This is a genomic window from Mycobacteriales bacterium (assembly GCA_030697205.1).
Lineage (GTDB): Bacteria > Actinomycetota > Actinomycetes > Mycobacteriales > SCTD01 > JAUYQP01.
In genome coordinates this window covers 1-10,067 of sequence record JAUYQP010000009.1, presented here as the reverse complement: position 1 = coordinate 10,067, position 10,067 = coordinate 1, and the positions used below count along the sequence as shown (strand labels likewise).

9 protein-coding genes are annotated in these 10,067 nt (G+C 73.6%); 1 reads left to right on the top strand and 8 read right to left on the bottom strand.

Annotation, left to right across the window (positions count from 1 at the left end; translation table 11 throughout):
- The 3 genes from Q8R60_01995 to trpS all read right to left on the bottom strand — a co-directional run.
- On the bottom strand, nucleotides 1–1,138 hold a 1,138-nt coding region (locus Q8R60_01995; protein ID MDP3711243.1), incomplete at its 3' end, for a YihY/virulence factor BrkB family protein.
- 9 nt (nucleotides 1,139–1,147) lie between these two features.
- Nucleotides 1,148–1,711: a 2'-5' RNA ligase family protein gene (locus Q8R60_01990; GenBank protein MDP3711242.1), complete on the bottom strand. Its 564-nt coding sequence runs from the start codon at nucleotides 1,709–1,711 to the stop codon at nucleotides 1,148–1,150.
- On the bottom strand, nucleotides 1,712–2,716 hold the full coding sequence (gene trpS, locus Q8R60_01985; protein MDP3711241.1) for a tryptophan--tRNA ligase: 1,005 nt from the start codon (nucleotides 2,714–2,716) through the stop codon (nucleotides 1,712–1,714). It abuts the gene before it with no gap.
- A 59-nt stretch (nucleotides 2,717–2,775) separates the two neighbouring features.
- Between trpS and Q8R60_01980 the strand changes: the two genes are divergently transcribed.
- Nucleotides 2,776–3,909, top strand: coding sequence for an NAD(P)/FAD-dependent oxidoreductase (locus Q8R60_01980; GenBank protein ID MDP3711240.1), 1,134 nt, complete (start codon nucleotides 2,776–2,778; stop codon nucleotides 3,907–3,909).
- Here Q8R60_01980 and Q8R60_01975 read toward each other — a convergent pair.
- From Q8R60_01975 to Q8R60_01955, 5 genes are all read right to left on the bottom strand, one after another.
- Complete coding sequence (locus Q8R60_01975) at nucleotides 3,898–4,392, bottom strand: DUF2505 domain-containing protein (GenBank protein ID MDP3711239.1); 495 nt, start codon at nucleotides 4,390–4,392, stop codon at nucleotides 3,898–3,900. The genes Q8R60_01980 and Q8R60_01975 overlap by 12 nt on opposite strands.
- Nucleotides 4,389–5,699, bottom strand: a complete 1,311-nt coding sequence (locus Q8R60_01970) for a hemolysin family protein (GenBank protein MDP3711238.1) — start codon at nucleotides 5,697–5,699, stop codon at nucleotides 4,389–4,391. The genes Q8R60_01975 and Q8R60_01970 overlap by 4 nt, the downstream gene beginning before the upstream one ends.
- Before the next feature lie 102 nt (nucleotides 5,700–5,801).
- Nucleotides 5,802–7,997: an NADP-dependent isocitrate dehydrogenase gene (locus tag Q8R60_01965; GenBank protein ID MDP3711237.1), complete on the bottom strand. Its 2,196-nt coding sequence runs from the start codon at nucleotides 7,995–7,997 to the stop codon at nucleotides 5,802–5,804.
- Nucleotides 7,994–8,968, bottom strand: a complete 975-nt coding sequence (locus Q8R60_01960) for a malate dehydrogenase (protein MDP3711236.1) — start codon at nucleotides 8,966–8,968, stop codon at nucleotides 7,994–7,996. The genes Q8R60_01965 and Q8R60_01960 overlap by 4 nt, the downstream gene beginning before the upstream one ends.
- Nucleotides 8,969–9,041: 73 nt before the next feature.
- On the bottom strand, nucleotides 9,042–10,067 hold a 1,026-nt coding region (locus Q8R60_01955; GenBank protein ID MDP3711235.1), incomplete at its 5' end, for a hypothetical protein.

Here is a 10,067-nt window from a genome sequence, read left to right as displayed (position 1 = left end):
GCCCGGCGGAGCCGGCGATCGGCGTGGCCGCGGGTGGGTCGGTGAGCCGAGCTGCAGGGGCGTCCCCCGCGGTCGGCTCGGCGCGGCGCGACCACGAGCGGCCCTCCCCTTCGGGCTCGTCCTGGGGCGGGGTGCGGCCCTGCAGCACCGGGCGCAGCGGCGTCGGGGCGCCGTCCTCCTGCAGGGCGGGCGGGTCGTCGGGGTCGCTGTCGGCGTAGGCCTCGGGGATGCCGGCCTTGCGGGCCTGCTCGCGCGACGCGGTGCCTGACGGCGCGACGTCGCTGTCGTAGGGCGCGGTGACGACGAAGGCGGCGGTGAGCAGGATCAGCCGGGAGACGAGGTTGAGGAAGAGCAGCAGCCCGATGACGACGGCGAAGGTGCCGTAGGTCGCCTCGCCCTTGGCGGTGGTGCGCTCGACGTAGAGCCCGCCGACGACCTTGAGGACCTCGAAGCCGATCGCCCCGAAGACGGCGCCGCGCAGCACCCGCGACACCGGGGTCCGGACCCGGGCCAGCCGGGTGAGCAGGTAGAGGAAGACGCCGGTGTCGACGAGCAGGGCGACGGAGTAGCCGACGATCCGGGTCAGCACGGCCGGTCCGACCGCCTCCGGGTCGTCGACGCCGAGCCACTCCAGCACGGTGCCCGTGAAGGCGGTGACCAGCCCGGTGAAGACCACAGAGGCGCCGAGGGTCGCGAGCAGCCCGACGAGCACGAGCACGTCGACGGCCTTGCGGACGACGATGTTGCCGGCCAGGACGTTCTGGTGCCACATCGTGCGGATCGCCTCGCGCAGCGCGTCGATCCAGCCGAGGCCCGACAGCAGCAGGCCGCCGACGCCGAGCACCCCCGTCGTACCCGTGTTGCTGGTGATGACGTCCTCGAGCGTCACCGCGAGCGTCGACGGCAGGACCTTGGCGAGCTCCGCGGACAGGTCCTTGCCGGGGTCGTCATAGACGACGCCGAGGACGGAGACGCCGAGCAGCAGCAGCGGGAACAGCGACAGGAACCAGTAGAAGGTGACCGACGCCGCGAGCCGGTCGCCGGTGTCGGCCTGGTAGCGCGCGACGGCGCGCACCAGGTGGTCGAGCAGCGGTCGGCGCGCGCGGGCGCGGGCGAGGACGGCCTGGGGCGAGCGCATGATCGCGTCCTACCCCGTGTCGCGGGGCGAACCCTCGACCGGACCGGGCAGACCGGCGCCGCCGAAGGGGAAGTCGCGCTGCGGCCGCCACACGTCGTCGCGGCCCTTCTCGAACAAGCTGAAGCCCCAGACCTGGAAACGTGCGTCGTAGGCCGCGAGCGCGTCGAAGGCCCGGTCGAGGACGTCCTCGCCGAGGTCGTGGGCGACGGTGACGTGCGGGTGGTAGGGGAAGTTGACCTCACGGGCGAGCGGCCCGCTGCGGACCGCGCGCTCCAGCTGCTCGCACTCGCCGATGCCCTGCACGAGCGTCACGAAGACGACCGGCGAGATCGGGCGGAAGGTGCCCGATCCCCGCAGGTGCATCGTGAAGGGAGCGTGGACCGCGGCGACCGCGCGCAGGTGCATCTCGACGTCGTCGAGGTCCTCGGTCTGCAACGCGGTCGGGGGCAGGAGCGTGACGTGCGGGGGGATCGCCCAGGCGTTGGGGTCGCCGAGGCGCTCCCGCCAGCCCTGCAGCTCGGAGGTGTAGGGCTCGGGCAGGCTGACGGCGACACCGATGTCGCGACGGGGCACTCAGCCCCCCGTGGGCAGCAGCAGGCCGACGCGCTCGCGCACCAGCGCCATCGTCGACGCGGCGACCTCGCGGGCGCGCTCGGCCCCTGCACGAAGGACGGCATCGATCTGCGCGGGGTCGGCCATCAGCTCGGCGTAGCGCTCACGGGTCGGGGCGAACAGCTCCACCACGGCATCGGCGACGTCGGCCTTGAAGTCGCCGTAGCCCTTGCCGTCGTAGGCCGCCTCGAGCTCCGGGACGGCCGTGCCGGTCGCGACAGACAGGATGGTGAGCAGGTTGGTGATGCCGGGCTTGTCGTCACCCGAGCGCACCTCGCGACCGGTGTCGGTGACCGCCGACTTGACCTTCTTGACGACGGCCTTCGGCTCGTCGACGACCCACAGGGTGCCCGCGCCGCCGCGGCTCGTGGACATCTTCGACGTCGGGTCCTGCAGGTCCTTGATCCGCTCACCGGCCTGCTGGGTGTAGGGGCCGGGGACGACGAAGGTGTCGCCGTAGCGGTGGTTGAAGCGCTGCGCGAGGTCGCGGGTCAGCTCGAGGTGCTGGCGCTGGTCCTCGCCGACCGGGACGGCGTGGGCCTGGTAGAGCAGGATGTCGGCGGCCTGCAGCACGGGGTAGGTGAACAGGCCGACGTTGACGCCGGTGCCCGACCGCGATGCGGACTTGTCCTTGAACTGCGTCATCCGCGACGCCTCGCCGTAGCCGGTCAGGCAGCCCAGCACCCAGCCGAGCTCGGTGTGCTCCGCGACGTGGCTCTGGGCGAACAGCGTGCTGCGGTCGGGGTCGACGCCCATCGCGAGCAGCTCGGCGGCGGTGCGGCGGGTGCCGTCGCGCAGGACGGCCGGATCGGGCGAGGTGTTGAGGGCGTGCAGGTCGGCGAGGAAGTAGAAGCACTCGTTCTCGTCCTGCATCGCGGCCCAGTGGCGGACGGCCCCGAGGTAGTTCCCCAGGTGCTTGCCGGCACCGGTCGGCTGGATGCCGGAGAGGACGCGCTGGCGTGACATGGGGTCAGTCTCGCACCGGCCCGTCTGCGCTGGACGCCTGGACCGGCCACACTGGGCGGGTGTGGGACCTCGTGGTGGTGGGGGCCGGTCCGGCCGGCAGCGCGGCGGCGCTCGCGGCGCTGCGACGCCGCCCGGACGCCCGGGTCCTGCTGCTCGACCGGGCCGACTTCCCGCGCGACAAGTGCTGCGGCGACGGCGTCGCCCCGCACGCGCTCGACGAGCTCGCCCGCCTCGGCGTCGCGCACGTCCTCGCCGACCGGGTGCCGATCGGGGTGCTGCGCGTGCGCGGGCCGTCGGGCGCGGAGGCGGCCAGGGCCCTGCGCCGGCCCGACGTGGTCGTGCCGAGGGAGGTCTTCGACGCACGGCTGGTCGACGCGGCGGTCGAGCGCGGCGCGGTGCTCGAGCGGCGCACGGTCCGCCATCTCGATGTGCGCTCCGACCGAGTGCTCGTCGACGGGGAGCACGAGGCCCTCGCGGTCGTCGGGGCCGACGGCGCCAACGGTGTCGTGCGTCGGCTCGCGGGGCTCCCCCGCCAGCCCGACGACGCGGTCGCCGTGGCGGTCCGCGGCTACGCCCGCTCGCCCGACGGGGTGCCGGAGCAGCTCGTCGTCGTCGACCCGACCCGCTGGCCGGCCTACGCGTGGAGCTTCGACGCCGGCGACGGCACCCGCAACGTCGGCTTCGGGATGCTGCTGCCGTCGCTGCGGGCGAGCGAGGGCGGCGGTCGGCGCGCCCTGCTCGACCGGCTCGAGGCGCTGCTGCCGGGCACCGGGGCCGAGCGACTGGTGAGCCACAAGCTCCCGCTGTCGACGTCGCGGCCGCACCAGCCACCGGGCCGCGTGCTCCTGGCCGGTGACGCCGCGAGCCTGGTCAACCCGCTCACCGGCGAGGGCATCTTCTACGCGCTGCTGTCCGGCCGCCTCGCCGGCGAGGCGGCGCTCGAAGGGGCGGCCGCCGGCGCGTCGTACGCCGCTGCCCTTCGTCGTGAGCTGGGACGCCACCTGCGGCACACGTCGCTGCTCACCCGGGCCACCCGTCGCGCGGGCGCCGTCGACGCCGCGGTGCGGGCCTGCGCCCGTGACGGCGACGCCTTCGACGCGCTGGTCGAGGTGGGGCTCGGCCGCGGCCTCGTCACGAGGCCGCTGGCCGTGGGGGCGCTGCGCGCGCTGGTCAGGAGACAGTCAGGCGAGTAGGCCGCGCAGGACCTCCGCCTCCTTCGCGGTGAGCTTGCCGGTCATGTCGGCGATGAAGGACTCGGCCTTGCCACCGACCAGCGGGATCTTGACCTTCACGGTGCCCTCGACGACGTAGGCGCAGCCGGTGCCCTGCGGCTCGAGCCGCATGGTCCCGGAGACCTCCGCGGGGGCGCCGGGGATGTCGGCCTTCCAGGTCCCGCCGCGGGTGCCGTCACCGGCGTCCGGCGCCCAGGAGTCGGTCTGGCCGGCCTTGCCGTCGGCGGGCAGGAAGCGCTCGAGGAAGCCGGGCACGCCGTCGGGCAGGTCGCGGCTGATCTGCAGCACGACCGACCCGTCGGCGCCCTGCTCGAAGCGCTTCACGACGCTGCCGTCCTCGAGGTGCTCGGCCTTGGCCGCGGCCCACCCCTCCGAGGCGATGACGGCGAAGGCCGCCTCGACCGTCGACGGCAGCGGGTAGGAGTGGCGGAAGTCCTTGCTCATGCGTCCTCCTCGGACGACGTCTGGCCCTCGACGGGCACCGGGGTGACGCGCACGCGCGAGACCCTACGGCCGTCGAGCTCGACGACCTCCAACCGGTGGCCGTCGGCCTCGACGGCCTCGCCGCTGCGGGGCACGTGACCGAGCGCCGCCATGACGAAGCCCGCGAGCGTCTCGTAGGGGCCGTCGGGCAGCCGGACCCCGGTCTGCTCCTCGACCTCGTCGAGGTTGAGCAGCCCGTCGGCCTCGATCTCGCCGCCGCGGAAGCGCAGCGCCTCGGCGCCCTCGACGTCGTACTCGTCGCGGATGTCGCCGATGACCTCCTCGATGAGGTCCTCCAGCGTGATGATCCCGGCGGTGCCGCCGAACTCGTCGACGACCATCGCGAGGTGGTGACCCTCGCGGCGCATCTCCGACAGCGCGGGCAGCACCTTCTTGGTGTCGGGCAGCAGCTTCACGTCACGGGTGACGTCGGCGACCTTGAGAGAGCGGCCCTTCGCCGCGGGTACGAGCAGGTCGCGCACGTGCACGAAGCCGAGCACGTCGTCCTGGCTGTCGCGCGCGACCGGGTAGCGGCTGTGCGGCGCCGTGCTCGTCACCTTCTGCGCCCGGGCCACGGTCATGCTCGCCTCGAGGAACTCCACCTCGGTGCGCGGGATCATCACCTCGCGCAGCTGCCGCTCACCGGCCGCGAAGACCTCGTCGATGAGCTTGCGCTCGTCCTTGGACAGCGACTCGTGGGCCGCGACGAGGCCGCGCAGCTCGTCCTCGGTGATGGAGTCGCGCGAGGCCCCGGGATCACCGCCCAGCAGCCGCACGACGACGTCGGTGCTCTTCGACAGCAGCCAGATCACCGGCCGGGCGAGCGAGGCGATCCGGTCGAGCGGGCCGGCGACGACCTGGGCGACCGCCTCCGCGCGCTGCAGGGCGAGCCGCTTCGGGACCAGCTCGGAGAGCAGGATCGAGAAGTAGCTGATGACCAGCGTGATGACGACCAGCGCGACCGTGTCGGCCGTGCCGTCGGACAGCCCCGCGTCGACCAGGCTCGGCGACAGGTCGTTGGCGAGGGTCGCTGCGCCGAACGCGGCGGACAGGAAGCCCGCCATCGTCACACCGACCTGCACCGCCGCGAGGTAGCGGTTGGGGTCGGAGGCCAGGGCCGCGACCCGACGGCCGCGCCGGCTGCGCTCGGCCATCTGCTTGACCTGGCCGTCGCGCAGCGACACCAGGGCGATCTCGGCACCGGCAAACAGCGCACCGACCAGGATGAAGACGAAGACCAGACCGACGTTGGCGAGCACCCCGCTCACGGGCGCTCGCACGGACTATGAGGCAGCTCCACATCCGCAAGCCTAGGGCAGGACGCACGTCGGCCCGCCTCCGGTGGAGACGGGCCGACGGGAGGACGACGGTCAGAAGCTCGCGAGCGCCTCGTTGAAGGTCGCGCTCGGTCGCATCACGGCGTCGGTCTTGGCCTTGTCGACCAGGTAGTAGCCGCCGATGTCCGCGGGCTTGCCCTGCACCGCGAGCAGCTCGGCGCTGATCGTGGCCTCGTCGGCGCCGAGCCGCTCGGCGAGCGGCGCGAACAGCGCAGCGGCCTCAGCGTCGACGGTCTGCGTTGCGAGTGCCTGCGCCCAGTAGAGGGCGAGGTAGAAGTGCGACCCGCGGTTGTCGATCTGACCGACCTTGCGGGCCGGGCTGCGGCCCTCCTCGAGGACCCGGCCGGTCGCCTGGTCGAGCGTCGTCCCGAGTAGCGCCGCGCGGGCGTTGCCGGTCTTCTCCCCGAGGAACTCGAAGGACACCGCCAGCGCGAGGAACTCCCCGAGGGAGTCCCAGCGCAGGTAGTCCTCCTTGACGAGCTGCTGGACGTGCTTGGGGGCGGAGCCACCGGCGCCGGTCTCGAACAGCCCGCCGCCCGCCATCAGCGGCACGATGCTCAGCATCTTCGCGCTGGTGCCGAGCTCGAGGATCGGGAAGAGGTCGGTGAGGTAGTCGCGCAGGACGTTGCCGGTCACCGAGATGGTGTCCTCGCCCTTGGCGGCCCGCTCCAGGGTGTAGCGGGTGGCCGCGGCGACGTCGAGGAACTCGAGCGTGAGGCCGTCGGTGTCGAGCGTCGACAGCTCGGCCCGGACCTTCGTGAGGACCTCGGCGTCGTGGGCCCGTGACTCGTCGAGCCAGAAGACCGCAGGCGCGCCGGTGGCCCGGGCGCGGGAGACCGCGAGCCGCACCCAGTCGGCGATGGGGGCGTCCTTGGTCTGGCACGCGCGGAAGACGTCTCCCTCGGCGACGTCCTGCGTCAGCAGGACCGTGCCGTCGGAGGCGACGACGTTGACGACGCCGTCTGCGGCGATCTCGAAGGTCTTGTCGTGGCTGCCGTACTCCTCGGCCTTCTGCGCCATCAGGCCGACGTTGGGCGTGGTGCCCATCGTCGTGGGGTCGAAGGCGCCGTGACGCCGGCAGAAGTCGACGGTCTCGGCGTAGAGGGCGGCGTAGGAGGAGTCCGGGATGACGTAGAGCGTGTCCTGGAGCTGGTCCTCGGCGTTCCACATCTGGCCGCTGCTGCGGATCGCCGCCGGCATCGAGGCGTCGATGATGACGTCGCTCGGGACGTGGAGGTTGGTGATGCCCTTGCTCGAGTCGACCTGGGCCAGCGCCGGGCCGGTGGCGTAGGTCGCCGCGATGGCCGCCTCCACCGCGTCGCGCTTCTCCGGGCTGAGACCGCTGAGCGCGGACAGCACGGCCGCGAGGCCGTCGTTGGGGTTGGCGCCGACCGCGGCGAGGTCGTCGCCGAACTGCGCGAAGACGTCAGCGAAGAAGGCCCGCACGACGTGGCCGAAGATGATCGGGTCGCTGACCTTCATCATCGTGGCCTTGAGGTGCACGGAGAACAGCACGCCCTCGGCCTTGGCGGCGGCGACCTGCTCGGCGAGGAAGGCCGTGAGGGCGGCCTTGCGCATGACGGCCGCGTCGACGATCTCGCCGGCCTGGACCTTCAGGCCGTCCTTCAGCACGGTCGTGGTGCCGGCCGAGCTGACGTGCTCGATCCGCAGGACGTCGGCGGACGGGAGCGTCACCGACGTCTCGCTGTGGCGGAAGTCGCCGTCGGTCATCGTCGCGACGCGGCTTGCGGAGTCGCTGCTCCAGGCACCCATCGAGTGCGGGTGCTTGCGCGCGTAGGTCTTCACCGACAGCGGCGCCCGCCGGTCGGAGTTGCCCTCGCGCAGGACCGGGTTGACCGCGCTGCCCTTGACGGCGTCGAAGGCCGCGCGGGCCTTCTTCTCCTCGTCGGTCTGCGGGTCGTCGGGGAAGTCCGGGACCGCGTGACCGGCGGCCTGCAGCTCGGCGATGCAGGCCTTGAGCTGCGGCAGCGAGGCGCTGACGTTGGGCAGCTTGATGATGTTGGCCTCGGGCGTCTTGGCCAGCTCACCGAGCTCGGCGAGGGCGTCCGGGGCGAGGCCGAAGGCGGCGAGGACCCGGGCGGCCAACGAGATGTCACGGGTCTCGACGTCGACACCGGCCTTGCCGGCGTAGGCGGCGATGACCGGCAGCAGCGAGTGGGTCGCGAGCGCCGGTGCCTCGTCGGTGTAGGTGTAGATGATCTTCATCAGATGAGGCCGAGCTCGCGAACGGCGTCGCGCTCCTCGGCGAGCTCGGCGACGGAGGCGTCGATCCGCTCGCGGGAGAAGTCGTTGATCTCGACGCCCTGGACGATCTCCCAGCGGCCGTCGACGGCGCGGCACGGGAAGGAGCTGATGAGGCCCTCGGGCACGCCGTAGGAGCCGTCGCTCGGGATCGACGAGGAGGTCCAGTCGGTGCCGTTGACCCAGTCGTAGACGTGGTCGATGGCGGCGTTGGCCGCCGAGGCCGCGGAGGACTGCCCCCGGGCCTCGATGATCGCGGCGCCGCGCTTGGCGACGGTCGGGATGAACGTGTCCTTGAGCCACGCCTCGTCGACCTGCTCCGCGGCCGGCTTGCCGCCGACCCGGGCGGTGTAGAGGTCGGGGTACTGCGTCGCGGAGTGGTTGCCCCAGATCGTCATCTGCTCGATCTCGGTGACGGCGACGGCGAGCTTGGCCGACAGCTGCGACAGCGCGCGGTTGTGGTCGAGGCGGGTCATCGCGGTGAAGCGGTCCGCCGGGACGTCGGGGGCGTGCTGCTGGGCGATGAGGGCGTTGGTGTTGGCGGGGTTGCCGACGACGAGGACCTTGATGTCGTCGGCGGCGTTGTCGTTGATCGCCTTGCCCTGCGGGCCGAAGATGCCACCGTTGGCCGCGAGCAGGTCGCCGCGCTCCATGCCGGCGGTGCGGGGACGGGCCCCCACGAGCAGCGCGACGCTGGTGCCGTCGAAGGCTGTCTTCAGGTCGGCCGTGATGTCGATGCCCGTCAGCAGCGGGAAGGCGCAGTCGTCGAGCTCCATCGCGGTGCCCTCGGCGGCCTTGAGGGCCGGCTCGATCTCCAGCAGGCGGAGCCGCACCGGGGTGTCGGCGCCGAGCAGGTGACCGCTGGCGATGCGGAACAGGAGGGCGTAGCCGATCTGGCCCGCCGCTCCCGTGACGGTGACGGTGACTGGTGCTGCCATGGCTGTCGGGCTCCGCTTCGTCGGGGGTGTCTCCGGTGCGGGTCAGAGGCTACCGACGACGACGGAGCGGGGGTCAGCCGCTCCCCGAGGCGCTCGGCTCCGGCGCCGCGCTCGGCTCCCCCGCCGGGCTCGGTGACGGCGCGCTGCTGGGGGCGGCGCTGGGCGCGGACGACGGCGTGGCCGGAGGGGCGCTGGGGCCGGCCGTGACGGTCGGGGCGGGGGCCGCGGCCCGGGGACGCCGGGCGGTGCGGACCGGCACCGGGAGCACGGCCTCGTCCTCGACGGACGGCTCCACCGCGACCGGCTGCGCGACGGGGCGCGACGTCGAGGAGGCGGCCAACCGGCTCGACTCCCAGAGCAGTCGCGCGACCTCGGCGTCGCGGGCGAGCTCGCGCAGTCGCGCCGCGTCGGTGCCCGCGGGCACGGGAGCCTGCCAGCGCCACCCGGTCGTCGCGCCGGGCTCGAGCCGGGCCAGGTAGCGCACCACCGGCTGGCCGTCGACGACCGTGCTCGGCGTCGGGACGAAGCGCAGCGCGGACACGTCGCGCGCCACCGACCGCGGCACCACCTCGTCGAGCCCCGCCCCGACGGCGCGCAGCGGCCCGTTGCGGACGAGCGTGGCCGCGTGCAGGGAGAGCGCGCCACCGCTGCGCCGCAGCTCCCAGGTCCGCTCCACCCGCAGCCCGTCGGGCCTGCGCAGCGGGGGGAAGGAGTACGCCGCGACCGTCTCCGACGCCCCCGTCACCGCCTCGGCCTGGGCGCCCTGCCGGTCGGGGCCGGTGACGGCGGCCACGCCCGTGACGCCGGCCCCGAGGGCGACCGACAGCGGCAGCACGACGAGGGCCCGGCGGCGGGTCGGGCGGGCGACGGCCGGGTCGACAGGGACCGGGGTCGTCGTCGGGGTCGTCGTCGGGGTCGTCCGTCGGGGTCGTCGTGGCAGCACCAGCCGGCCGTGGGGGACGGGTGGCGCGGTCGGTTCGGGACGCGGCGACCACGACGAGACGGGCGCGGGCGCGGGCGGCGGCGCCGGCACGCTGCTCGCCGGCGGCACACCGCGCGACGCCGGCGACTCGTCGCCCTCGGCAGCGAGCTCGACCAG